At 62.4% G+C, this 25,085-nt stretch carries 13 protein-coding genes, 3 rRNA genes and 1 pseudogene; 9 read left to right on the top strand and 8 right to left on the bottom strand.

Going from position 1 to position 25,085, the window contains the following annotated elements; all coding sequences use genetic code 11:
* Window position 1 precedes the first annotated feature (1 nt).
* The 8 genes and pseudogenes from ABD742_RS19120 to ABD742_RS19085 all read left to right on the top strand — a co-directional run bounded on the left by ABD742_RS19120 (window position 2) and on the right by ABD742_RS19085 (window position 14,085).
* A complete protein-coding gene (locus ABD742_RS19120; protein ID WP_234752543.1) occupies window positions 2-3,688 on the top strand; it encodes a 1,4-alpha-glucan branching enzyme in 3,687 nt (1,228 codons plus the stop codon).
* Window positions 3,689-4,184: 496 nt separating this feature from the next.
* A 16S ribosomal RNA gene (locus ABD742_RS19115) occupies window positions 4,185-5,706 on the top strand.
* 602 nt (window positions 5,707-6,308) lie between these two features.
* Window positions 6,309-9,446 (top strand): 23S ribosomal RNA (locus tag ABD742_RS19110).
* Between the two features lie 170 nt (window positions 9,447-9,616).
* Window positions 9,617-9,733, top strand: a 5S ribosomal RNA gene (gene rrf, locus ABD742_RS19105).
* Together the 16S, 23S and 5S rRNA genes form the textbook arrangement of a ribosomal RNA operon.
* A gap of 510 nt (window positions 9,734-10,243) precedes the next feature.
* Window positions 10,244-10,738, top strand: a complete 495-nt coding sequence (locus ABD742_RS19100) for an SRPBCC family protein (protein WP_234751353.1) — start codon at window positions 10,244-10,246, stop codon at window positions 10,736-10,738.
* Window positions 10,629-11,177, top strand: a pseudogene (locus ABD742_RS19095) (GNAT family N-acetyltransferase); the annotation flags it as partial. The gene ABD742_RS19100 and the pseudogene ABD742_RS19095, both read left to right, overlap by 110 nt.
* A 54-nt stretch (window positions 11,178-11,231) precedes the next feature.
* Window positions 11,232-12,650 (top strand): FAD-binding oxidoreductase, encoded by a 1,419-nt coding sequence (locus ABD742_RS19090; protein ID WP_234751603.1) that lies wholly within the window; start codon window positions 11,232-11,234, stop codon window positions 12,648-12,650.
* Between the two features lie 133 nt (window positions 12,651-12,783).
* Complete coding sequence (locus ABD742_RS19085; protein ID WP_234751355.1) at window positions 12,784-14,085, top strand: MFS transporter; 1,302 nt, start codon at window positions 12,784-12,786, stop codon at window positions 14,083-14,085.
* Between the two features lie 202 nt (window positions 14,086-14,287).
* Here ABD742_RS19085 and ABD742_RS19080 read toward each other — a convergent pair whose 3' ends face one another.
* The 6 genes from ABD742_RS19080 to ABD742_RS19055 all read right to left on the bottom strand — a co-directional run bounded on the left by ABD742_RS19080 (window position 14,288) and on the right by ABD742_RS19055 (window position 21,505).
* Complete coding sequence (locus tag ABD742_RS19080) at window positions 14,288-15,511, bottom strand: amidohydrolase family protein (protein ID WP_234751357.1); 1,224 nt, start codon at window positions 15,509-15,511, stop codon at window positions 14,288-14,290.
* Window positions 15,512-15,535: 24 nt separating this feature from the next.
* Window positions 15,536-16,558, bottom strand: coding sequence for an ABC transporter ATP-binding protein (locus ABD742_RS19075; RefSeq protein ID WP_234751358.1), 1,023 nt, complete (start codon window positions 16,556-16,558; stop codon window positions 15,536-15,538).
* 8 nt (window positions 16,559-16,566) lie between these two features.
* A complete protein-coding gene (locus ABD742_RS19070; protein ID WP_234751359.1) occupies window positions 16,567-17,613 on the bottom strand; it encodes an ABC transporter ATP-binding protein in 1,047 nt (348 codons plus the stop codon).
* Entirely contained in the window at window positions 17,610-18,611 is a 1,002-nt protein-coding gene (locus ABD742_RS19065; protein WP_234751360.1) for an ABC transporter permease, read from the bottom strand. The genes ABD742_RS19070 and ABD742_RS19065 overlap by 4 nt, the downstream gene beginning before the upstream one ends.
* An 83-nt stretch (window positions 18,612-18,694) precedes the next feature.
* A complete protein-coding gene (locus tag ABD742_RS19060) occupies window positions 18,695-20,419 on the bottom strand; it encodes an ABC transporter substrate-binding protein (RefSeq protein WP_234751361.1) in 1,725 nt (574 codons plus the stop codon).
* A gap of 42 nt (window positions 20,420-20,461) precedes the next feature.
* Window positions 20,462-21,505: an ABC transporter permease gene (locus ABD742_RS19055; protein ID WP_234751362.1), complete on the bottom strand. Its 1,044-nt coding sequence runs from the start codon at window positions 21,503-21,505 to the stop codon at window positions 20,462-20,464.
* Window positions 21,506-21,678: 173 nt separating this feature from the next.
* Between ABD742_RS19055 and ABD742_RS19050 the strand changes: the two genes are divergently transcribed.
* Window positions 21,679-22,350 (top strand): GntR family transcriptional regulator, encoded by a 672-nt coding sequence (locus ABD742_RS19050; protein ID WP_234751363.1) that lies wholly within the window; start codon window positions 21,679-21,681, stop codon window positions 22,348-22,350.
* Between the two features lie 9 nt (window positions 22,351-22,359).
* On the opposite strand, the gene ABD742_RS19045 is transcribed toward ABD742_RS19050, so the two are convergent.
* Window positions 22,360-23,769, bottom strand: coding sequence for a DUF4032 domain-containing protein (locus tag ABD742_RS19045; RefSeq protein ID WP_234751364.1), 1,410 nt, complete (start codon window positions 23,767-23,769; stop codon window positions 22,360-22,362).
* Between the two features lie 99 nt (window positions 23,770-23,868).
* A complete protein-coding gene (locus ABD742_RS19040; RefSeq protein WP_234751365.1) occupies window positions 23,869-24,951 on the bottom strand; it encodes an ABC transporter ATP-binding protein in 1,083 nt (360 codons plus the stop codon).
* Window positions 24,952-25,085: the final 134 nt, after the last annotated feature.

Below are 25,085 nucleotides of genomic sequence, written 5' to 3'. Positions count from 1 at the left end.
CATGAGTCAAATGGCGCCCACCACGGTCCTGGCCTACCTGCTCAAGGAATGGCTGCCCCGGCAGCGCTGGTTTCCGGTCAAGGCAGGGTTATTCGAACTGGATTTCGTCGGCTCGTTCGCCCTTGCCGCGCCAGCCCCCGGGACCGGCCTGGAGGTCCAGCTCATCTCCGTCGCCTACGCCACGGCCGATGGCGGGAGGCAGACCGACATCATCCAAGTACCGCTCAGCTTTCGTTCCGCGCCCTCGGCCGCCTTGGCAACTGCCTTGGTTGGCCAGATCGGCGGAACAAGCGATGAGGACCCGCCGGTCTGGGTATACGACGCCCCCCACGATCCTGACTTTGTGACGGCGTGGCTGGATCTCATCCGGGGTCAGGCGTCCGCCGAGCCCGGAGAGGGGGAGTGCACCGCGAGCGGTCACACGGTGCCGGGCAGCCTGAGGCTGCCCACTGCCTCAGGATCCGTGCGTGTCTCTTCCGGTGAGCAGTCCAACACTTCAGTGATCGTCGACGACGGCGTGTCCGCGGCGATCGTGAAGATCTTCCGGGTCCTGTCGGTCGGCAAGAACCCCGAGGTGGAGGTCGGCGCGGCCTTGACTTCGGCGGGAACGAAGGAAGTGCCCTCGACGCTCGGCTGGATTACGGGAACATGGGAGGTACGGACACCCCTGGGCCGGCACGGCACAGCCTCGGCGGATTTCGCCGTTGCCCACGAATTCCTTGCCGGCGGGCAAGACGCTTGGCGCCTCGCCGTCGACGCTGCGGCATCAGGCAAGGACTTTGCCGCCGAAGCCCGGCAGCTGGGCCAGGCGACTGCCACCGTGCACCTTCGGCTCGCGGAAACCCTCGGAACCGCCCGGGAACGCGTTCCCGGCCAGGACATCGCGCCCGAAGTAGCCCGGCGCGTCCGCCAGTCGTGGGCTGAGGCCGGCACCGCCGTCGGGCCCCATGAACAGCAGCTCGAGGCACTCCTGACGCAACTGTCGGGCAAGGAAGCCGGGACGCTGCAGCGCATCCACGGAGACCTTCACCTGGGCCAGATCCTCTTGGTGCCCGGCACCGCGGGCGAAGCGGCCCGGTGGGCGATCCTGGACTTTGAGGGCGAACCCCTGAGGCCGATCGAACACCGTAACATTCCAGACGTTCCCCTGCGGGACGTCGTCGGAATGCTGCGGTCCTTCGACTACGCGGCCGGTGCAGCCATCCGCGAGAACCCGGGCGCCCGGGTTCCCGCCACGTGGGTTGACGACTGCGCCGAGGCGTTCCTGGCCGGCTACAGCGACATCACCCCTGGAACTATTGACCGCCGCTCGCCGCTGTTTGTGGCATTGTGGCTGGACAAGGCCTTGTACGAGGTGATCTACGAGCTGCGGAACAGACCGGACTGGTTGCCCATTCCGGTCAATGCTTCGCGGCAGCTCCTCGGAAACACGAGCCCCGGCACGGATGCCGCGGCGACATCGGAAGGTAAGGAAATGACAGGCTCAGCACGTACCGAACGGCCCCGAGTCCCGCTGTATGTGGACGCCGCTACCCTGGGCCGGGTGGCCGCTGGTGCGCACCACGCCCCGCACTCGGTGTTGGGCGCCCACCTTGACGACCACGGTCACGTCACGATCCGCACGGTCAAGCACCTCGCGGCGGAGGTAACTGTAGTCACGGAAGCCGGTTCGACCCCGATGACCCACGAGACCGACGGGATCTGGGTGGCGGTCCTCGAACCGCTGCAGCACGGCCACGTGCCGGACTACCGCCTGGACGTTGTGTACGGCGATTCCGCGCCGGTGACGATCAATGATCCGTACCACTACCTTCCAACCGTCGGTGAGGTGGACCTGCACCTCATCGGAGAAGGCCGGCACGAACGGCTCTGGGACACACTGGGAGCCCACGTCCAGCACTACCGCTCCCCGCTCGGCGATGTGGACGGCGTCTCCTTCGCCGTCTGGGCGCCCAACGCGCAGGCAGTCCGCGTCAAGGGCGACTTCAACTCCTGGGACGGGCGTGAGCATGCATTGCGCTCACTCGGGTCTTCAGGCGTCTGGGAAGTCTTCATCCCGGGCGTTGTAGCAGGGGCGTGCTACAAATTCGAGCTACTCACCAAGGCCGGCCATTGGGTGGAGAAAGCCGACCCGCTCGCCTTCGGCACCGAAGTTCCGCCCTTGACTGCGTCCCGCGTGGTGGAGTCCGGCTACCGCTTCAAGGACGACGCCTGGATGACGGCGCGCGCCAACAAGGATCCGCACAACTCGCCCATGAGCGTCTACGAAGTCCACCTTGGTTCCTGGCGCCTTGGCCTCGGGTACAAGGAGTTGGCCAAGGACCTCGTGGAGTACGTGAAGTGGCTTGGTTTCACCCACGTCGAGTTCATGCCGGTGGCCGAGCACCCCTTTGGCGGTTCATGGGGTTACCAAGTCACGTCCTACTTTGCTCCGACCTCCCGCTTCGGGCATCCGGATGAGTTCCGGTTCCTGGTCGATTCACTGCATCAGGCGGGCATCGGCGTGATCCTGGACTGGGTCCCCGCGCACTTCCCGAAGGACGCCTGGGCCCTTGCCCGTTTCGACGGCGAACCACTGTACGAACACTCCGATCCCCGGCTCGGTGAGCACCCGGACTGGGGCACGCTCATCTTCGACTTCGGCCGTACCGAGGTCCGCAACTTCCTGGTCGCGAACGCCCTGTACTGGCTTGAGGAATTCCACATCGACGGGCTTCGGGTGGATGCCGTTGCCTCCATGCTCTACCGTGACTATTCCCGCGAGGAAGGGGAGTGGTTCCCCAACGTCCACGGCGGACGCGAGAACCTGGAAGCCATCTCCTTCCTCCAAGAGGTCAACGCCACGATCTACAAGACCCACCCAGGGGCCGTGACCATTGCCGAGGAATCCACGGCGTTCGCCGGCGTCACCGCGCCGACCAACCATGGCGGCCTGGGATTCGGCCTCAAATGGAACATGGGCTGGATGCACGATTCCCTCAAGTACATCTCCGAAAACCCGGTGAACCGCCGCTGGCACCACGGTACGGTGACGTTCTCCATGGTCTATGCCTTCACTGAGAACTTCCTGCTGCCCATCAGTCACGACGAAGTTGTGCACGGCAAGGGATCCATGCTGCGGAAGATGCCCGGCGACCGCTGGCAGCAGCTCGCCAACGTGCGGGCGTTCATGGCGTACCAGTGGGCGCACCCGGGCAAGCAGCTCATCTTCATGGGCACCGAATTCGGCCAAGAGGCCGAATGGTCCGAACAGCACGGGCTCGACTGGTTCCTTGCCGACATCCCCGCGCACCGCGGGCTGCAATTGCTCACCCGCGAGTTGAACACGCTGTACAGCTCGACGCCGGCCCTGCATGTCCGGGACAACGAGCCTGGCGGTTTCCAGTGGATCAACGGCGCGGACGCGGACCGCAACGTACTCACCTTTATCCGATGGGACCACGACGGCAACCCGCTGGTTTGCGCCGTGAATTTCTCGGGAGGCCCGCACCAGGACTATGTGCTCGGCGTCCCGTCTGCCGGCGCATGGCAGGAAGTACTCAACACTGACGCCGACGTGTACGGGGGCTCGGGTGTGATCAATAGTGGTGAACTGCTTGCCACCGCACCCGGGGCGGAGGGACTGCCTGCTGCACTGACCGTCACCTTGCCGCCGCTCGGAGCTTCCTGGTTCGCGCCTGTGGGGTAGCTGTTCTGCTTGTCTGAGGGTGAAGGGTCCGGAAGCCTTGAGTTTCCGGGCCCTTTGCATGGATCTTGCGGGCGGTTGCCGAAGCGCAGGAAGCCGCCTGGCGGGAGTTTTGCCTCCCCGGAGAACTGGTGGTATAGTTAGTACCCGCGCTGCTCCCCAGTGGAGATCGGTGAAGTTGACTGACGTTCCTCGTGAAGATCAAGTCAAGAACGCTGATTTGACTAGGAGGCAAGCAGCCGGTAAGTTTGGGAAGTTGCTCCGGAGCGATCCTGGACCCTGTTGTGGGTGTGGGTGGTGCCGGGTGTGTCTGTTGTTTGAGAACTCAATAGTGTGCCAAGTTTGTTGATACCGATTTGTTTTTATGAATTGGTTGTTTTGGCTGGTTCTGTGTCGCTTCGGTGGTGCGGGGCTGGTTTTTTACAGCTGGTTTCAAATTTTGTGCAGCTCTTCCGTCGTTATTTCCGGTGGTTGTGGTTGTGTCTGTTTTTGTTTTACTTCAACGGAGAGTTTGATCCTGGCTCAGGATGAACGCTGGCGGCGTGCTTAACACATGCAAGTCGAACGATGATCCGGTGCTTGCGCCGGGGATTAGTGGCGAACGGGTGAGTAACACGTGAGTAACCTGCCCTTGACTCTGGGATAAGCCTGGGAAACTGGGTCTAATACCGGATATGACTGCTCCGCGCATGCGGTGGTGGTGGAAAGCTTTTGCGGTTTTGGATGGACTCGCGGCCTATCAGCTTGTTGGTGGGGTAATGGCCTACCAAGGCGACGACGGGTAGCCGGCCTGAGAGGGTGACCGGCCACACTGGGACTGAGACACGGCCCAGACTCCTACGGGAGGCAGCAGTGGGGAATATTGCACAATGGGCGGAAGCCTGATGCAGCGACGCCGCGTGAGGGATGACGGCCTTCGGGTTGTAAACCTCTTTCAGTAGGGAAGAAGCGAAAGTGACGGTACCTGCAGAAGAAGCGCCGGCTAACTACGTGCCAGCAGCCGCGGTAATACGTAGGGCGCAAGCGTTATCCGGAATTATTGGGCGTAAAGAGCTCGTAGGCGGTTTGTCGCGTCTGCTGTGAAAGACCGGGGCTCAACTCCGGTTCTGCAGTGGGTACGGGCAGACTAGAGTGATGTAGGGGAGACTGGAATTCCTGGTGTAGCGGTGAAATGCGCAGATATCAGGAGGAACACCGATGGCGAAGGCAGGTCTCTGGGCATTAACTGACGCTGAGGAGCGAAAGCATGGGGAGCGAACAGGATTAGATACCCTGGTAGTCCATGCCGTAAACGTTGGGCACTAGGTGTGGGGGACATTCCACGTTTTCCGCGCCGTAGCTAACGCATTAAGTGCCCCGCCTGGGGAGTACGGCCGCAAGGCTAAAACTCAAAGGAATTGACGGGGGCCCGCACAAGCGGCGGAGCATGCGGATTAATTCGATGCAACGCGAAGAACCTTACCAAGGCTTGACATGAACCGGTAACGCCTGGAAACAGGTGCCCCGCTTGCGGTCGGTTTACAGGTGGTGCATGGTTGTCGTCAGCTCGTGTCGTGAGATGTTGGGTTAAGTCCCGCAACGAGCGCAACCCTCGTTCTATGTTGCCAGCGGTTCGGCCGGGGACTCATAGGAGACTGCCGGGGTCAACTCGGAGGAAGGTGGGGACGACGTCAAATCATCATGCCCCTTATGTCTTGGGCTTCACGCATGCTACAATGGCCGGTACAAAGGGTTGCGATACTGTGAGGTGGAGCTAATCCCAAAAAGCCGGTCTCAGTTCGGATTGGGGTCTGCAACTCGACCCCATGAAGTCGGAGTCGCTAGTAATCGCAGATCAGCAACGCTGCGGTGAATACGTTCCCGGGCCTTGTACACACCGCCCGTCAAGTCACGAAAGTTGGTAACACCCGAAGCCGGTGGCCTAACCCTTGTGGGGGGAGCCGTCGAAGGTGGGACCGGCGATTGGGACTAAGTCGTAACAAGGTAGCCGTACCGGAAGGTGCGGCTGGATCACCTCCTTTCTAAGGAGCACCATTATCATTCCCGTGGTTGCCGCATGGTGGCTGTGGGGGTGTGTGGAAGCAAAGCCCATTGCGCAGGCGTCTGTTCTGCGGTGGGTGCTCATGGGTGGAATATCAGCAGATAGCGGCCGGTTGGTTCTTTCCCGCCCCTAGTACGGATGCTTTCGTTCCTTTTGGTTCGGGTGTCTTGGAACGGTGCGGGTGGGGGTGGCCGGTTTTCGTGTTTGGCACACTGTTGGGTCCTGAGGCAACAGGGCCGTGGCGTGGGGTGCGTGGCCTGTTTGGGTTTGCGTGTCTTTTGTCGCGGGTTTGGGTGTTTCTGGTTTCCTGGCTGCATGGTCCGTGCGTTGGTGGCCGTCCCTGTTTTTGGGGGTGGTTGGTGCGGGGGGTGTGGTACGGGGTTGTTGTTTGAGAACTACATAGTGGACGCGAGCATCTAGGCACGCGCATGGTCATTGCTTCCTTTCGGGGGTGGTGGGGTGTGTGTGTCTTACAGCAATTTCTTTTTATGAACCTGGATCCGGCCGCGTGGTGCATCCTTTCGGGGTGTGTGGCGTGGCGTGGTTTCCGTGGTTCTCTCGAGAAGTTTTTTGATCTTGTGTGGTCAAGTTTTTAAGGGCACACGGTGGATGCCTTGGCATTAGGAGCCGAAGAAGGACGTAGGAATCTGCGATAAGCCTGGGGGAGTTGATAACCGAACGGTGATCCCAGGATGTCCGAATGGGGAAACCCCGCCAGACGCGTTTTTCGTGATCTGGTGACCCGCATCTGAACACATAGGGTGCGTGGGGGGAACGCGGGGAAGTGAAACATCTCAGTACCCGCAGGAAGAGAAAACAAGAGTGATTCCGTTAGTAGTGGCGAGCGAACGCGGATGAGGCTAAACCGTTCCATGTGTGATAGCCGGCGGGCGTTGCATGGGCGGGGTTGTGGGACTTTCCGTACTGGTTCTGCCGGACCGGTGGGGTGAGAGTGCAGACATAGGTGAACGGTCTTGAAAGGCCGGCCGGAGAGGGTGTTAGCCCCGTAACCGTAATGTTGTGTGCCGCCTGGAGAGGATCCCAAGTAGCACGGGGCCCGAGAAATCCCGTGTGAATCTGTCAGGACCACCTGATAAGCCTAAATACTTCCTAATGACCGATAGCGGACCAGTACCGTGAGGGAAAGGTGAAAAGTACCCGGGAGGGGAGTGAAACAGTACCTGAAACCGTGTGCTTACAATCCGTCGGAGCAACCTTGTAGTTGTGACGGCGTGCCTTTTGAAGAATGAGCCTGCGAGTTAGTGTTACGTCGCGAGGTTAACCCGTGTGGGGTAGCCGTAGCGAAAGCGAGTCTGAACAGGGCGAGTGTAGTGGCGTGATCTAGACCCGAAGCGGAGTGATCTACCCATGGCCAGGTTGAAGCGACGGTAAGACGTCGTGGAGGACCGAACCCACTTCAGTTGAAAATGGAGGGGATGAGCTGTGGGTAGGGGTGAAAGGCCAATCAAACTCCGTGATAGCTGGTTCTCCCCGAAATGCATTTAGGTGCAGCGTTGCGTGTTTCTTGCCGGAGGTAGAGCTACTGGATGGCCGATGGGCCCTACAAGGTTACTGACGTCAGCCAAACTCCGAATGCCGGTAAGTGAGAGCGCAGCAGTGAGACTGTGGGGGATAAGCTTCATAGTCGAGAGGGAAACAGCCCAGACCACCAACTAAGGCCCCTAAGCGTGTGCTAAGTGGGAAAGGATGTGGAGTTGCGAAGACAACCAGGAGGTTGGCTTAGAAGCAGCCATCCTTGAAAGAGTGCGTAATAGCTCACTGGTCAAGTGATTCCGCGCCGACAATGTAGCGGGGCTCAAGTACACCGCCGAAGTTGTGGATTTCAGATAGTAGACAAGCCTTCGTGGTTCAGTCGTCTGGAGTGGTAGGGGAGCGTCGTGTGGGCGGTGAAGTCGCGGTGTAAACCAGCGGTGGAGCCTACACGAGTGAGAATGCAGGCATGAGTAGCGAAAGACGGGTGAGAAACCCGTCCGCCGAATGATCAAGGGTTCCAGGGTCAAGCTAATCTGCCCTGGGTAAGTCGGGACCTAAGGCGAGGCCGACAGGCGTAGTCGATGGACAACGGGTTGATATTCCCGTACCGGCGAAGGACCGCCCATGCCAAGCGGGGGATACTAACCGCCCGGAGCCTGCCCAATCACCCTTGTGGTGTGCGGGTTTTGGCCGAGCGCGGGACCTGATCCCGGGAGGTAAGCGTATTAACAGGTGTGACGCAGGAAGGTAGCCGGGCCGGGCGATGGTTGCCCCGGTCTAAGGATGTAGGGTCAGCGATAGGCAAATCCGTCGCTGTGTCTTTGATGACGTTCCTGAGATCTGATGGGACCCCCGTCATGGGGGGATCCGGTGATCCTATGCTGCCTAGAAAAGCATCGGCGCGAGGTTCTAGCCGCCCGTACCCCAAACCGACACAGGTGATCAGGTAGAGAATACCAAGGCGATCGAGAGAATTATGGTTAAGGAACTCGGCAAAATGCCCCCGTAACTTCGGGAGAAGGGGGGCCCCAACCTTGAACACCACTTGCTGGTGGGAGGGGATCGGGGCCGCAGAGACCAGGGGGAAGCGACTGTTTACTAAAAACACAGGTCCGTGCGAAGTCGCAAGACGATGTATACGGACTGACTCCTGCCCGGTGCTGGAAGGTTAAGAGGACCGGTTAGCCGCAAGGCGAAGCTGAGAATTCAAGCCCCAGTAAACGGCGGTGGTAACTATAACCATCCTAAGGTAGCGAAATTCCTTGTCGGGTAAGTTCCGACCTGCACGAATGGAGTAACGACTTCCCCGCTGTCTCAACCATAAACTCGGCGAAATTGCAGTACGAGTAAAGATGCTCGTTACGCGCAGCAGGACGGAAAGACCCCGAGACCTTTACTATAGTTTGGTATTGGTGTTCGGAGTGGCTTGTGTAGGATAGGTGGGAGACGTTGAAGCCCGGACGCCAGTTCGGGTGGAGTCATCGTTGAAATACCACTCTGGTCACTTTGGACATCTAACTTCGGCCCGTGATCCGGGTCAGGGACAGTGCCTGATGGGTAGTTTAACTGGGGCGGTTGCCTCCTAAAAAGTAACGGAGGCGCCCAAAGGTTCCCTCAGCCTGGTTGGCAATCAGGTGTCGAGTGTAAGTGCACAAGGGAGCTTGACTGTGAGAGAGACATCTCAAGCAGGGACGAAAGTCGGGACTAGTGATCCGGCGGTACATTGTGGAATGGCCGTCGCTCAACGGATAAAAGGTACCTCGGGGATAACAGGCTGATCTTGCCCAAGAGTCCATATCGACGGCATGGTTTGGCACCTCGATGTCGGCTCGTCGCATCCTGGGGCTGGAGTAGGTCCCAAGGGTTGGGCTGTTCGCCCATTAAAGCGGTACGCGAGCTGGGTTTAGAACGTCGTGAGACAGTTCGGTCCCTATCCGCTGCGCGCGCAGGAAATTTGAGAAGGGCTGTCCTTAGTACGAGAGGACCGGGACGGACGAACCTCTGGTGTGTCAGTTGTACTGCCAAGTGCACCGCTGATTAGCTACGTTCGGATGGGATAACCGCTGAAAGCATCTAAGCGGGAAGCTCGCTTCAAGATGAGATTTCCATGCACCTCGTGTGTGAGAGGCCCCCAGCCAGACCACTGGGTTGATAGGCCGGATGTGGAAGACAGGACCAAAGACTGTTGAAGCTGACCGGTACTAATAGGCCGACAACTTACACCACACAAACACGATCACTGCTTGCGTCCACTATGTGGTTCCCGAACAACAACCCGTTCCGGAACAAACCACAACTGAATAACAACACCACCAAACCCCTCAAACGGGTTTGGACAAGTTGTAACCACCAGTCTTCCCGCCCCGCACCCCGTGCGGCGGACCGGGTAACAGGGTTACGGCGGTCATAGCGTGGGGGAAACGCCCGGTCCCATTCCGAACCCGGAAGCTAAGACCCACAGCGCCGATGGTACTGCACCCGGGAGGGTGTGGGAGAGTAGGACACCGCCGGACAACCATTAACGGTCCAGGCCCCGACACCACGTGTCGGGGCCTGAACCATTTAACACCCCAACCCCAGGCCAGGGACCCGGCCTCACGGGCAAACCCCGGCTCACGTATGAGCCGGAAAACCCAAACCCCGGCTCACCCATGAGCCGGAAAACCCAAACCCCGGCTCACGTATGACCCGGAAATCCGAAACCCCGGCTCACGTATGACCCGGAAATCCCAAACCCCGGCTCACCCATGAGCCGGGCCGGCCCCAGCCCCCCACCCACCCTCAGCAGAAGTGAGCTAGCGTCCGGCCAGACCCCGGTATATGTGAGCTAGCGTCCGGCCGGAACCCCCTGTATGTGAGCGGGCGTCCGGCCAGGACCCGGTATATGTGAGCCGGCGTCCGGCCGGGACCCCCTGTATGTGAGCTAGCGTCCGGCCGGGACGCCATGTATGTGAGCGGGCGTTTGTGGGGGAGCGCGTTGGGTCCGGAGTCGGGGGCGTCGCTGGGCGGTAAAGTTGGTGCACATGGAGAGCCTCTTTAGTCACCTCGCGCCGGACTCCGAACCCCAGCCGGAGCAACCCGGTGATCTGGACCCCGTGGTGTGCACCGTCGTCGTGCCTTCGTCGGTGGCGCATGCTTTCATGGGCTTCACTGATCACCCGCATCTCTGGTGGCCGATGGAGGACCACAGCGTCTACGGGGCGGGCTCGCACGTTGAGTTCGAGGAGAATTTGATCCTGGAGACGGCTGACGACGGACGTACCTCGATATGGGGGACGATCGACGATTGGCAGCCGCCGTTGTCCTTCCATGCGAGTTGGTATCCGGGCAGCACCGCGATGTGGTCCACCGAACTTCGACTGGCCTTCCGCGCGGTTGACGGTGGCACGGAGGTTCGCCTGGTGCACGATGGCTGGGAAGGCGCCGAACTCCCCGCCCAGACCCGTGCAGACTACGCGGCTGACTGGCCTGGAGTTCTTGATCGCTATGTCCGATTCATGGGCGGCGGAAGTGAATAGAATCCGTCGGCTCCAGGCGGCTGACTGGCAGTTGCTTCGCGACGTCCGGTTGGAGATGCTGTCGGACACCCCGATGGCCTACGTGGAGAGCCTCGCCGCCGCTCGGCGCCAGACTGACACTCAATGGCAAGAGCGCGCGGCCACGATGTCGAGCGACTCGAGCATCACCCTCGTCGCGGATGACGGCACGGACAGTAGCCGGATCAGCGGACTCATGCGCGTCGTCATCAAGCAGCCACAGGATCCTAGCCAGGCTCTGCAAGCCATGCTGATCAGCGTCTACGTCGCACCTGAACACCGTGGCCTGGGCCTGGCTGACCAGTTGCTTGATGAAGCTTGCGCCGTGGCTGGCGCCGAGCTTGGAGCCGGCGTGATTGAACTGGGTGTCCACGAGGATAACTCCCGTGCCAAGGCATTCTACGAGCGGCACGGATTTGAATACACCGGTGCCAGCCGGCCGTATCCGCAGGACAAAGCCAGGTTGGAAATCGTCATGGCCCGCAGGATTCCGCCTTCCGGGCCGATCCAGCAGAGCAAAAGCCCCGGCGGGTTCATCGATGAGCTAGCGGCCGCCCTTACCCCGGAGCAAGTCGCCGTCGACGAACAGACACGCACCACCTATGCGGCAGACCTAGGACCGGTCCTGGACTTGCAGCTGCCTGTGGCTGTGGTGTTCGCCCAATCCGTTGAAGACGTGCAGCTCGTGGTGCGCAGTTGTGCAAAACACGGGGTTCCGATTGTTGCCCGCGGCGCCGGCACCGGGGTTTCCGGTGGCGCCCACGCCATCCAGGGGTGCATCGTGCTCAGCCTGGAACGCATGAACCGCATCCTGCGGCTCAACGCGGACGATGAGACCGCCGTCGTCGAACCTGGCGTGGTGAACGCTGACCTGAACGCCGCGGCGGCTGAACATGGACTGATGTACGCGCCGGACCCTGCGAGCTACAAAATGTCCACGATCGGCGGCAATGTGGCCACGAACGCCGGCGGCTTGCGCTGCGCCAAATACGGCGTGACCAGGGATTCGGTGCTGGCGCTCGACGTCGTCCTGGCCGATGGCTCGCTCATCCACACAGGGCACCAGACCTTCAAAGGCGTGGCTGGCTACGATCTCACGGCACTGTTTGTGGGCTCCGAAGGCACCCTGGGAATCGTGGTGGGCGTGACGGTGCGCCTGCGCTACCTGCCCCGAGACGTACAGACAGTCGCGGCCTTCTATCCGGACTTCCGCGGTGCCGCCGCGGGCGTCCTGGCGGTCGGAAGGGCGCGCGTTCAGCCCGCCATCATGGAAATGCTCGACGCCGGAACGCTGGCCCAGCTCGACGAACTGTACGGCTCGGACCTCGGACAACGTGGACAAGCGCTGCTGCTGATCCAGACAGATGGTTTCGGAGCTGCTGCGGAGGCAGCGCTGGTGCGGGAAGTGCTTGCGGCCGGCGGAGCCACGGTGACGGCGGAATCGAATGCGGAAGCCGAACGCCTCATCGACATGCGGCGCTCAAGTCGAGGCGACGAGGTGGACAACGAATACCGGGTAGGTGAGGACGTCGCCGTCCCGAGGTCGCGGCTTGTCGACTACGTGGCCGCGCTCGAGGCCATGGCCGCCACCCACGATGTCCAGCTCAAGGTGGTGGCACATGCCGGCGATGGCAACCTGCACCCCACCTTCTGGGTGGATCGTGTGGACATGGAAGTGGACACCGATGCCATGTCCCGCCTCAACAAGGCCCTGGACGACTCCATCGATGCCGCGCTGGAGATGGGCGGAACCATCACCGGTGAACACGGGGTGGGGCAGTACAAGCTGCGCTGGCTCGGACTTGAGCAGCCCGGGCCCATCCGCGAGTTGCAGCATCGCATCAAGGAGCTTTTCGACCCGGCCGGAATTCTCAACCCCGGCAAGGCCATCTAGACCTCTGGTATTCCAAATCTGATCACCAGGATCTAGCGTCACACTTAGCTGCCATTTTCACGCCAGTTTACTTTGATTCCCGATACCCCTAATCTTATTTGGTATACCAAGGTGGATTCCAGGGAGGCAATCAATGGGACAAGCACACCCGTCGCGCCGCGGTACTTCCGCGAACCCCGTTCGGAGGACCGCCTGGGTACTCGTTGCACTGGCGCTTGTCTCCATCAACCTTCGTCCGGCCATTACGACGATCGCCGGTACGATGGGGCAGCTGCAGGCAGGCTTCGGACTCGACGCGCATTTGCTGCCGCTGCTCGGAGCCTTGCCTGTACTTGCGTTCGGGGTCTCGGCTCCCTGCGGTCCGTGGCTGGCCCGTCTCCTGGGCACCGGAAGGGCCGTGGCGGCGGCGCTCTTGGTACTTGCCGCCGCGCTGCTTGTCCGCGTACTCGTGCCCGGACTGTTGTTGCCCGGAACGTTCCTGGCAGGGGCATCCATCATGACCGCCAGTGTGCTCGTGCCACAGATCGTCAAGGCCAATCGCGGTACCGGGTGGTGGACGGGGCTGTGCACCATGGGCTTCGGGCTGGGCGCGGCGCTCGGCGCAGGACTCGTCCAGCCGCTGCAGCAAGCGCTTGGCGGAAGCCTCGCCTGGGCGCTGGCCGTCTGGGCCGTTCCCGCCTTGCTAGGGGCCGCGTTGATCCACCGCACCGGTCAAACAGTCGCACGCCCGAAGGGAACCGGCGGACCGGCGTCGGGCACTGGTATACAGGAGACGACGACGGCGGGCGGCGCCGCGGGGGAAGCCGGCACCATCCCGCTGCGGAAGCAGCGGACGGCCTGGGCCGTGACCGCCTTCTTCGGGCTGCAAGCCATGCTGTATTTCGCCGTTACCTCGTGGCTAGCGGTGTTCCTGGTGTCGAAGGGCCAGACCGCGGCCGACGCAGCAGGGCTCTTGGCGTGGTTCAGCGTCGCAGGGCTGCCCGCGAGCCTGCTGGCCCCCGTTCTCGCGGGGCGTCGCGCGGTTCTGAAGGTTATGGCGCCCGGCTTGGGACTGCTCGTCGCGGCAGCTTTGATAGGAGTGTTGACTGCGCCTGTAGCTTTGCAATTCCTCATGGTCGGACTGTTGGGTATCGTCCAGAGCGCCGGGTTCGGGCTGGGAATGGCGCTGGTCGTCATCCGCTCGGCAGGGCCAGAGAGCGCCGGCAGCCTGTCCGCCATGAGCCAGGGCTTGGGCTTCGCGTTGGCCTCCCTGGGGCCTTTGGGGGCTGGACTCCTGCATGAGTGGTCCGGCGGCTGGGGCGTTCCCTTCTGGGCCCTGGCGGCGGAAGCGGTGCTGCTCGCGGTGGCCGGTTTCCTCACGGTGCGCGGGCGCGCCGTGTCCGTAGCAACCACAGAGACGGAGCACCTTGGCGAGCCCGCCGCCGTCGGGCGCTAACCAATGGGGGCAGTGCGCAAACCAAACCACGCACGGGCCTCCCACTCGGCCCATCTGACTTGCAGTAGTTGTCGTTATGAGCCCACATAACGACAACAAATGCGAGGTAGTTGGGCATACGCTGCCGTCGCCCTCCGATACACGCAAACCAAGAAAGTGGCCGGTCCCTCAAACGAGGGACCGGCCACTTTTTTATTCGGAATTAGATGAGCTCGAGCTGCTCTGCCACGACTTTGCCGCGGTGGATCACCGTGCGGTCGGTGCCGCGGTCCATAACGGCGGAGGCGACCGTTTCGCCGTCGAGCAGCACGAGTTCGGCAGGATCGCCGATCTGGACGCCGGGGCGGTGTGCCGTGCCCTTCAGGCGGGTTGCGGACGGATCAAGGATGCTGGCGCCGCCCACCGTGGCGATCGCGAGGCAGTGCTCGATGAGCTCGTCCTTGCGGAAGCCGTGGGTGAAAGCGAGCTGCCATGCGCGGTCGAGCATGTCCGTGTTGCCGTAGGGGGACCAGTAGTCCCGCTGACCGTCCTCGCCCAGGCCCATCCGGACGCCGGCTTCGGCGAGCAGGGGGATGGGCAGCTGGCCCGCCACACCGGCGGAACCCGGCGCCACGGACGCCATGGAGATGTCCAGCTCGGCGAACTCGTCGATGAGGCGGCGCGTGGTGGCTTCGGAGACGCTGCCCAGCTGGTACGCGTGGGACATTGTGACCTTGCCCTGCATGCCCAGGGCGCGGGTGCGCTCGATCACCAGGTCAGTGCTGAAGACACCGAGCTCGCCGGGCTCGTGGAGGTGGATGTCGATGGGGACCTGGTACTTTTCGGCCAGTCCGAAGACGATGTCCAGATGCCGGGCGGGGTCGCGGTCGAGGCTGCAAGGATCGATGCCTCCCATGACGTTGGCACCGGCCTTGAGTGCCTGGTCCATGAGGGGTACGGTGCCGTCCTCGAGGAGGAGGCCGGCCTGCGGGAACGCGATGATGTCGACGTCGGCCTGGCCCTTGAACTGCTCCTTGGCGGCCATCACGGCATCGAAACGCTCGAGGCGGCAATCGACGTCGATCTGTGCATAGGAGCGGACGCGCGTGGTGCCGTGCGCGATCATCCGGCCGAGGGTGTTGTTGACCCGTTCCTGCAGCGGAACCTCGGCGTTGCGCCAGTTCTGCCGATCGTTCATCATCATGGTCCACACGCCCGGCCCGCCTGTGTGCTCCCGGAACGGCAGGCCGATGCGGGTGGAGTCCAGGTGCACGTGGACGTCCGAGAACGACGGCACGAGGAGGCGGCCGCGGCCCTCGACGACGGTGGCGTCGCCCGCGGCACGCGTCGGGTCATGCGGTTCGACGCCGGTGATCTTGCCGTCCGTAATGAGGACGTCGCTCAATGCTTGACCCCAGGGGCGGACGGCGCGAATCAGGGTGTTCAATGTGTTGCTCCTTTGATATTGGATCTATTGCACCCCAGCGAGGGCTGCAGATTCCAGACCTGCGTGATGGCAGGCCGGCGCAGCCGCGCTGGCGGGTCGGGGGATTTCGCTGATGCAGCGTTGCTGTTGTTCCGGGTCCAAGGTGCCGAACAACGGACACCGGGTGCGGAAGACGCAGCCGCTGGGTGGGTTTGCCGGCGAGGGTAGGTCTCCCCGCAGCCGGATCTTTTGCTGCTGGCGGGCTGCCCGGGGATCCGGCAAGGGCACGGCGGACAAGAGCGCTTGCGTGTAGGGATGCCGGGGATCCCGGAACAGCTCCTCCCGGGCTCCTTGTTCCACGATCTTGCCGAGGTACATCACCGCCACCTCATGCGAGATATGGCGGACCACGGAAAGATCGTGCGCGATGAAAATGTATGCCACTCCGGTGTCCCGCTGGATTTCCTGCAGCAAGTTGACCACCTGTGCTTGTACTGAGACATCGAGGGCGGACACGGGTTCGTCGCACACAATCACGGACGGGTTCAGCGAAATGGCGCGCGCGATTCCCACGCGCTGGCGCTGGCCGCCGGAGAACTCGTGTGGGAAACGGTTGTAGTGCTCAGGCTTGAGGCCTACTTGTTCGAGGAGTTCCCTGACGCGGTTCTTGAGGCCGCCGGCCGGGTTGATCTTTTGTGCCAGCATCGGCGCCGCGATGGCCGTGCCCACGGTTTGCCGTGGATTGAGCGAGGCGAAGGGGTCCTGGAAGATCATTTGGACCTTGCGGCGGAAGTTGTACAGATCGTGGCCGCCCAGCTGGCTGATGTCCACGCCGTCGATCAGGATCCTCCCGCCGGTGGGATCCATGAGCCGCGCGACCATCCGTCCGGTGGTCGACTTTCCGCAGCCGGACTCACCCACGAGCCCCAAAGTCTGGCCGCGCGCGAGACTGAACGAGACGCCGTCGACCGCTTTGACAGTCTTGGACCCCTTGGGGGAGAACAGCCCGCCTTTGATGGGGAAATGCTTCTGGAGGTTCTCCACCTGGAGAATTGCCTGCGTGTCCATGACGGGTCCTAACGCGTATTCCGAATGGTGACGATCTGGGGGCCGCTCAGGTGGCAGCGCTTGCCGTGGCCGTCCTCGATCACGAGTTCCGGCCGCTGGCTTGCGCACACTCCGTCGCCGGCGAGGGCTGCGTATTCGCACCGGGCGTTGAAGATGCAGCCTTTCGGGAGGTCAAGGAGCGACGGTGGCTGGCCCGGAATGGGGTTGAGCCTGCCCGAGGAACTGCTCAGCGTGGGCATCGATTTGAGCAGGCCGAGTGTGTACGGGTGCTGTGTGTCGTAGAAGATCTCGTCCACTGGGCCCGATTCGACGCACTGCCCGCCGTACATGACCAGCACGGAATCGCAGATTTCGGCCACCACGCCAAGATCGTGGGTGATGAGGATGAGGGCCGAGTTCGTTTCTTCCTGGAGCTCGGACATGAGGTCGAGGATCTGTGCCTGCACGGTGACGTCCAGGGCGGTGGTGGGTTCATCGGCGATGAGCAGTTCCGGTTCGCAGATCAAGGCCATGGCGATCATGGCGCGTTGGCGCATGCCCCCGGAGAAGTGGTGCGGGTATTCGTCGTACCGCTGCTCGGGGCTGGGAATGCCTACCTTTCCAAGCATGTCGACGGCGGCTGTGCGGGCTTGCTTCTTGCTCGCCTTGTTGTGGACGAGGTAGGCCTCGGCGATCTGATGACCCACAGTGTAGAAGGGATGCAGGGCCGAGAGCGGATCCTGGAAGATCATGCCGATGTTCCGGCCGCGAAGTTGTCGCATGCCGGATTCGGGCAGCGTCACAAGGTCCTTGCCCTGGAACAACGCCTGGCCGGTGACGCGGGCGGAGGTTCCCTTGAGCAGTCCCATGAGCGCCTGGCTGGTGACCGACTTGCCGGACCCGGATTCTCCGACGATGCCGAGGGTCTGCCCGCGCTCCAACGAGAAATCCATCCCGTTGACGGCAGAGACAAGACCGTCGTCGGTGGGGAATTTTACCGAAAGGTTGCGGACGTCCAGGAAGGCGCCGGTTCGCGTGGCCGGCTGACCGGCCGGACTGGGTTGGAGCTGGGTCATTGGAGCCTCACTCGGGGATCGATGGCAGCGTAGGCGAGGTCGACAACGACATTCGCGACGATGACGAAGAAAGCAGCCAGCATGGTGATGGCCATGGTGACGGGGAGGTCGCCGGAAATGGCGGCCCGGACGGCCGTGAAACCGAGCCCCGGGACGGAGAAGATCTGCTCGGTGAGGACCGCTCCACCGAGGAGGAGTCCGATGTCCATGCCAAGCATGGTCACGACAGGAGTGATGCCGGCCCGCACGCCGTGCTTGAACGTCACTGTTCGGGGCGCCAGGCCCTTGGCGCGGGCCGTGCGGATGAAGTCCTCGCTGAAGGTCTCGATCATGTTGGTCCGGGTGACCCGGATGTACGCCGCGCTGAAAAGCACCGCGAGGGCAACCCAGGGCAGGAAGTAGTTGAGCACCCAGGCCCCCGGACCATGCGGACCGAAGGGGCTGTTGATCTCGTTCGTCGTGAAGGGTAAGAGGTGCAACTGGTTGACGAAAACCAGCAACAGGAACAAGCCGGTGACGGGGATTGGTAGCGAGACACCAATGGACGCTGCGCCGACGATGAACTTGTCCGTAGCAGATCCCTTGCGAAGGGCGGCGAGCAAACCGAGCCCGACGCCGGAAACGGTCCAGAGCACGAGCGCGCCGACCGCCATGGAGAGCGTGTAGGGCAAGGATCGGGCGATGATGTCCGAGACGTTTTCATTGGTTTGGAACGATTTGCCGAGGCACGGCCACTGGCAGGTCGACTCGGCTCCGGGAGCACCGATCATCCGGGTCGAGACCAAACCGCGCATGTAGTCGATGTACTGGATCAGGAAAGGATGGTCCATACCAAGGGCCACGCGGGCTTCCGCAATGCGTTCCGGAGTGCACTCCTGGCCGCAAGCGGCGGACGCAGGATCGGCGGGTCCGAGCTGGAATAGCGTAAAGGTGATGAAGCTGACGGCGATGAGAAGCAGGATCAGGGAGCCTGTCCGGCGAAAGATGAATCTGATCATGGTGCTGGTTGCGGGCCGCCCGGTAGTCGCCGGACGGCCCGCCTCCCTTCTGGGCTGAACCTGTTTGTGTGTATTAGGCCTGGTTAGTGCTCGACCCCGACGATCGAGAGGTCGATGCCGCCGAAGAAGTAGCCCACTTGGGCATTGCGGATGTTGGAGCCCACCACACTGTTGGTGTGGCTGCGGACGAGCGGGATGATCGGGTAGGTCTTCAGGGCCTTGCCGAACTCCTCAGACCACTTCTTGCCGAGTTCTTCCGAGGTCCCGGCTGTGTTCCGGAGCCCGAACATGGCCTTCGAAATCTGCGGATCGAAGTAGCGCGAAGTGTTGGAGAAGCCGTAGCTGGTGCCGTCGTTGTTGGGTCCGAGGATGGGATCGGCTGACGTACGCACTGACGCGGGGTCGGCGCCGCCGCACCATCCCGAGCGCGCAATGTCCGGCAGCTGGTCACTGGCCAGAACGGAGTAGTAGTTCGGAGCCGGGATCGGCACGAGCTGGACGTCGATGCCCAAGGCCTTGAGGTTCTGCTGGATCACGGTGCCCGTGTTCTTGTAGGCATCCCGGTTGTTGGCATACCCGTAGGTGAGGGTCTTGGGGTAGTTCTTGCCTTCGAGGAGCTTCTTGGCTTCCTCCAGCTTGGGCTTGCCGGTGGGGTCGATCTCCAGGTCCTGGGCTACGTAGCCGCGCATCTTGGCGTTGAGCGGGGTCTGGGTGAGTTCACCGAAGCGACGTCCGCCGTACTGGACGAGGATGGACTGACGGTCCAGGGCCAGGGCGATCGCCTTGCGGACATCGGGATCGGAGATCTTCTCTGTGTTGAGGCTGAGGACGTCGTTGCAACCGAGCAGTCCCGAAGCAACACGGTCTTTGACCTGGGCATCAGCCAGCTTGGCCGAATCCGAGGTCTGCAGTGCACCGTTGGAGTCCAAGGTGAGCGCATTGGGGTCGGAATTGGCCAGGAGCTGCTGGCTGATGGTGGCCTGCGAGGTGGAGAGCGAGAAACTGAAAGTGTCCGGAAGCGCCGATCGGTTGGGATCGGTGGACGGATCCCAGTTCCGGTTGCGCACCAGTTTGAGCGACTTTCCGCGGCTGTACGAATCAACCATGTACGGGCCCGACGACACCGGGTGGTTGGTGTAGTCCAGCTTGGTGTCCTTGTCCTTCGGGACAGGTGAGGTGTTGGAACGGGAGGCCAAAGCCGGGAACTCGGCGAACGGCTTCTTCAAGTGGAAGACGATAGTGCGTTCGTCGGGCGTTTCAACGGCCTTGAGGTCAGCGGAAGGATCCTTGTACGGCCCCTTGTAGCCGCCGGCGTCGAGCGCTGCGTTGAGCTCTTGCGGGGCCTGGGTGTAAACGTCTTGGGCGAACGTGCGTTCGATGCCGTACTTGACATCGGCGGAGGTGATGGGGCGGCCGTCTTCGAACTTGACGCCCTTCTGGAGGGTGAACGTCCAGGTGAGTCCGTCTTTGGACACCTGGCCCGTGTCCGTGGCGAGGTCCGGAACGATGGTGGGCGGCTGGCCGGCCGTCTCCTTCGCCATGGTGAGGTTCCTGTAATACAGCTGGCCGACGTTTGCCGTCTGGACGTAGTTGCTGTTGCCTGGGTCCAGGGTTTGGAAGTCCGATGACATCAGGACGTTGATGTTGCCGCCCTTGGTGGTGAAACCGGGCTTGACCACTTCGGGAGCCTGCTCGGTGCTTGAAGCGCCTGATGCGGCAGTTCCGGGCTGGTTCTGTCCTGCCGCGCAGCCTGTGGCAGCGGTGGCGATCAGCACGGCAAGGGCCAGCGCTCTGGTGGGGGTATTCATTGTGCTCCTCATAGGGGTGGGTGGAACGGATATGAAGGGGGATTAGTGGCGTGATGCCTTGGGGTCCAGGGCATCGCGTACGGCGTCGCCGAGCAGGTTGAACGCCAGGACGGTGACGATGAGCATGGCGCCGGGGACTGCCAGGAACCAGGGATCGCTGAGGTACCAGTTGCCAGATTGGGCGGCGTTGAGCATCTGGCCCCACGACGGCGTGGGGTCCTTGACGCCGACGCCGAGGAAGGACAGCGCGGCTTCTGCGGAGATGTTCGTGGGGATGAGCATGGTGGCGTAGACCAGGACGACGCCCATGACGTTGGGAATGATCTGCCGGAACAGCACGCTCAAGTGCGAGGCACCGAAGGATCGCGCGGCCTCGACGAACTCGCGCTCGCGGAGGCTCAGCACCTGGCCACGGACGATGCGGGCGAGGTATGCCCAGCCGAAGAAGCCCAGGATGATCACGAGTGAAGCCATGGGGAGAAAGCTGCCTTGGCCCAGCGGGGTGTCCCTGAGCCGTGACTGCAGGATGGGTGTCAGCGAAAGGACCAGCAAGAGGTGCGGGAAGGCGAGGAAGAGATCCATGATCCGGCTGATGATGGCGTCCGTTTTGCCGCCGAAGTAGCCCGCGGCTGCACCGATCACAGTTCCCAGGACCACCGAGACCGCAGTGGACAGCAGGGCAATGGTGAGGGATACCTGGCCACCGTAGGCAAGGCGAGCAAACAGGTCGCGGCCCAAGCCGGGTTCCACGCCCAGCCAGTGGCTTGCCGAGGGGTACATGTATCCGGGCAGCGGCAACCCGGGAGTCTGGAGGTCGTCCAGGACGTCGGGGCTCGTGTTGGACGTGAAGGGATCGTTGCCGGACATGGCACTGAGCAGCGGGCCGAGGATGGCGAACAACATGATGGCCACCACGAAGCAGAGGCTCAGCAAGGCAATCTTGCTCCGGCGGATCCGCAGCCAGGCCGTGGCCAGGAGCGACCGCGCCTCGGCGGTGGGTCTATTCGGGGCCGGGCTGGGGGACGGACTCGCAGCCGTAGCTTCGACGGTGGACTGTAGCTGGGTCAACGGGGGTGCTCGATTCATGATCCAAGGAGTAAGCTCCGGACTTTTTGTATACCAAAAATAGAGTAGAGCACGTTCGATGGGATGTAAATCACAAATAATGCACGGTCTGGAATACCAAACAGCTTATTTTCCGCCCGTGTATGCTCGGGTGGAATGCAAGACGATGGGGAAGGGAAGGGTGGCCGAAGCCGATGCCCGAAACGCTGACTGGCCGCGATGACGAAGCCCGGGCCGAACAGGTCTACCAGCTGGTTCTTGAAGGAATCGTGGCGGGGAGATACGAGCAGGGCGTGCGGCTGCGCGAGCGGGAGCTCTCCGAGCTTTACAACGTTTCACGAATCCCTGTGCGGGAAGCCATTCAACGCCTTGAGCAGGATGGTTTCGTGGAAACCTTCCCGCGCAGGGGCGCGGTGGTGCGCCAATTGACGCTCACCGACGTCAACGAACTCTTCGACGTGCGGCTCTGCCTGGAAACGTTCGCGGCCCGCATGGCGGCCGTCCGCGTCGCGGCGGGCGAACCGGGGGGTCGCCTGCAGGAACTCCTCGACGACACGAGGCAAGCGATCGACGACGACCGGACCGACGACGTCGTACGCCTCAGTGCTGCGTTCCACGCCGAAATGGTCCGATTGTCCGGCAACCGGCTGCTTATCGAATCGGTCAAACCGTTGTTTGGCCGCATGCGCTGGATCTTCGGGCTCGCCCACAACCGCAGCAACGAACTCCAGCGCGACGAGCACATGGAACTGTGCAACGCCATCCTCGGCGGCAAGGCCGATCTCGCCTACACCTTGGCGTATTCCCACATCGAGCTCGGGCGGGAACCCGTGCTTAAGGGACTTGCGGAGACGCTGGAGCCCTAAACCCCCGCGTTAGTCGTCCGAATCCGGGTATTCGTCCTCGTCGTAACGGGATTCCTCGGTTTCAGCTTCGAGGATCTTGAGCAGCGCCGTATCCGGATTGAGCATGATGGCGGCTTCGTCACGCCGGTGGCGCAGCACGGTGTCCAAGTAGGATTGCACCGCTTCCGCCAAGGGGATGTAGCTGTCCTGCTTCTGGCTCATGTACCAGCGGTGTTCGAGGACTTCGTGGACCACCTCCGCCGGCTCGAGCTTGCCCGCGAGGTCGCGCGGGATGGAGCGGACGATAGGCTCGAAGATCTGGCTGACCCAGGTGTGGGCGCTGATTTCTTCGTCCATGTCCGGGTTGTTGTCCGCCCGGAATGAATCCATGTCATTGAGCAGCCGGCGGGCCTGGTTCTCCTGGGCATCCAGGCCAGTGAGGCGGAGCAGGCGCCGCTGGTGATGGCCGGCGTCGACGACCTTGGGCTGGAGCTGGATGGTGGAGCCGTCCGCGGTGGTCTTGATCGCGTATTCCTCGACGTCGAAGCCGAGTTCGTTGAGGCGGCGGATGCGTGCGCCCACGCGCCAGCGTTCGCCGAGCTCGAACGATTCCTTTTCGGTAAGTTCGGCCCATAGCCGGCGGTACGAGTCCATGATGAGTTCCGACGTCGCTACGGGGTCCACCTTCTCTTCGATCAGGCCGCCTTCGAGCAGGTCCATGAGCTCCCCGGCGATGTTGACGCGGGCAATCTCCAGATCGTACTCGCGCTGGCCCACCGATAGATCGGGGTACAGCTCGCCGGTCTCGGCGTCCACCAGGTACGCGGCGAACGCGCCGGCGTCGCGGCGGAACAAGGTGTTGGACAAGGAAACGTCGCCCCAATAGAAACCGATCAGGTGCAGGCGCACCAGCAGCAGCGCTTGGGCGTCGATAAGCCTTGTCAGGGTGTCCCGGCGCAGCATCTGGGAGAAGAGCGCCCGGTACGGCATGGAGAACTTGAGGTGCCGGGTGACCAACACGGGGTTCAGCGGCTTGCCGTCAATGGTGGTGCGGCCGGTGATGACCGCAACCGGCGCGACGCAAGGCACATCCATCCGTGCCAGCTTGCGGAGCATGTGGTACTCGTGCCGGGCAACGTGTTCGGACGTTTCCTTGATGGCGATGACGGAACCGGCCAGGTGCGCGAAACGCACGATGTGCCGGGAAATGCCGCGGGGTAGGGCGGCCAGGTTCGCGGCAGGCCAGTCCTCGAGGGCGATGTGCCAGGGCAAGTCCAGGAGTTCGGGATCCGCTGCGGCTGCGGTGATGTTGAGGGACCCGATCACACTCGCCGGTGGCGCGATGTCATTGGCACTGGCAGCCTCGGTGCGCGGGAGTTTGCCGATCTGCGCGTAGTCGGTGGGTTCGTCATGCCACTTGGCACCGCTTTGCTCGGTCATGAGGTCAATTCTTCCGTATGGAGGCTGCTGTTAACGACGACGGCGGCCCGTCCACTCGGAAGGGCCGCCGTCGGTTCGATATTAGGGTGCCGGCGGGGATTAGTCGCCCAGGCGCAGGCCCGACTTGGTGTCGAACAAGTGCACGTGGCCCGACTGCGGACGAACGAAGATGGACTCGCCCTTCATCGGGGGGCGGCGGCCGTCGACGCGGGCCACGATGTCGTGGCTCTTGCCATCAAGCGTGGTGTGGCCGTAGACGTAAGCGTCAGCGCCGAGCTCTTCGACGACGTCAACCTCAACTTCAAGGCCTTCGCCGGCACCAACGGTCTCGAGGTCTTCCGGACGGGAACCGAGCGTGACGGTCTTGCCGTGTGCCTCTTCGAGGACATCGTGCGGGACCGGGTAAACCGTGCCACCGAACTGGACGCCGCCGTCGACGACGGGCAGTTCCAGCAGGTTCATGGCGGGGGAGCCGATGAAGCCGGCAACGAAGACGTTCTTCGGGCGGTCGTACAGGTTGCGCGGGGTGTCTACCTGCTGCAGCAGGCCGTCCTTGAGAACAGCGACGCGGTCACCCATGGTCATGGCCTCGACCTGGTCGTGGGTCACGTAGACCGTGGTGACGCCGAGGCGGCGGGTCAGGGACGCGATCTGGGTGCGGGTCTGGACACGAAGCTTGGCGTCCAAGTTGGAAAGGGGCTCATCCATGAGGAAGACCTGCGGGTTACGGACGATTGCGCGGCCCATGGCAACGCGCTGACGCTGGCCGCCGGAGAGCGCCTTCGGCTTGCGGTCCAGGTAAAGCTCGAGGTCAAGAAGCTTGGCTGCTTCGCGGACACGCTCGGCGCGCTCTTCCTTGGAGACGCCGGCGATCTTGAGTGCGAAGCCCATGTTGTCCGCAACCGTCATGTGCGGGTACAGAGCGTAGTTCTGGAAGACCATGGCGATGTCGCGGTCCTTCGGCGGGACGTCCGTGACGTCGCGGTCACCGATCAGAATGCGGCCGGAGTTCACATCCTCAAGACCTGCGAGCATGCGCAGCGAGGTGGACTTACCGCAACCGGAGGGTCCAACGAGGACCAGGAATTCGCCATCGGCGATGTCGATGTTGAGCTTATCGACGGCGGGCTTATCTGTGCCCGGGTACAGACGCGTAGCGTTATCAAAAGTAACTGTAGCCACAGTTATCAATCCCTTCACCGGCAGGTACGTGCCGGACGATCCGTTGTGAATGGTTCATGTTTATTCAGTTGGACTCCCCGCCCTGGGCTAGGCCCGGGCAAGGGAGACTGAGTGACGCCGCACGGAAGTTGTGC

Origin of the sequence: Arthrobacter ramosus, assembly GCF_039535095.1 — a bacterium.
In the GTDB taxonomy this organism is placed as follows: domain Bacteria; phylum Actinomycetota; class Actinomycetes; order Actinomycetales; family Micrococcaceae; genus Arthrobacter; species Arthrobacter ramosus.
This window is presented reverse-complemented; position numbering and strand designations above follow the sequence as displayed.

Bases quoted from the DNA above. Each gene is read 5' to 3' on its own strand.
- ABD742_RS19050 (WP_234751363.1), top strand. From the start codon at position 21,679: ATGCCCGAAACGCTGACTGGCCGCGATGACGAAGCCCGGGCCGAACAG.
- ABD742_RS19120 (WP_234752543.1), top strand. From the start codon at position 2: ATGAGTCAAATGGCGCCCACCACGGTCCTGGCCTACCTGCTCAAGGAA.
- ABD742_RS19090 (WP_234751603.1), top strand. From the start codon at position 11,232: ATGGCCCGCAGGATTCCGCCTTCCGGGCCGATCCAGCAGAGCAAAAGC.
- ABD742_RS19055 (WP_234751362.1), bottom strand. From the start codon at position 21,505: ATGAATCGAGCACCCCCGTTGACCCAGCTACAGTCCACCGTCGAAGCT.
- ABD742_RS19045 (WP_234751364.1), bottom strand. From the start codon at position 23,769: ATGACCGAGCAAAGCGGTGCCAAGTGGCATGACGAACCCACCGACTAC.
- ABD742_RS19060 (WP_234751361.1), bottom strand. From the start codon at position 20,419: ATGAATACCCCCACCAGAGCGCTGGCCCTTGCCGTGCTGATCGCCACC.
- ABD742_RS19070 (WP_234751359.1), bottom strand. From the start codon at position 17,613: ATGACCCAGCTCCAACCCAGTCCGGCCGGTCAGCCGGCCACGCGAACC.
- ABD742_RS19065 (WP_234751360.1), bottom strand. From the start codon at position 18,611: ATGATCAGATTCATCTTTCGCCGGACAGGCTCCCTGATCCTGCTTCTC.
- ABD742_RS19085 (WP_234751355.1), top strand. From the start codon at position 12,784: ATGGGACAAGCACACCCGTCGCGCCGCGGTACTTCCGCGAACCCCGTT.
- ABD742_RS19100 (WP_234751353.1), top strand. From the start codon at position 10,244: ATGGAGAGCCTCTTTAGTCACCTCGCGCCGGACTCCGAACCCCAGCCG.
- ABD742_RS19075 (WP_234751358.1), bottom strand. From the start codon at position 16,558: ATGGACACGCAGGCAATTCTCCAGGTGGAGAACCTCCAGAAGCATTTC.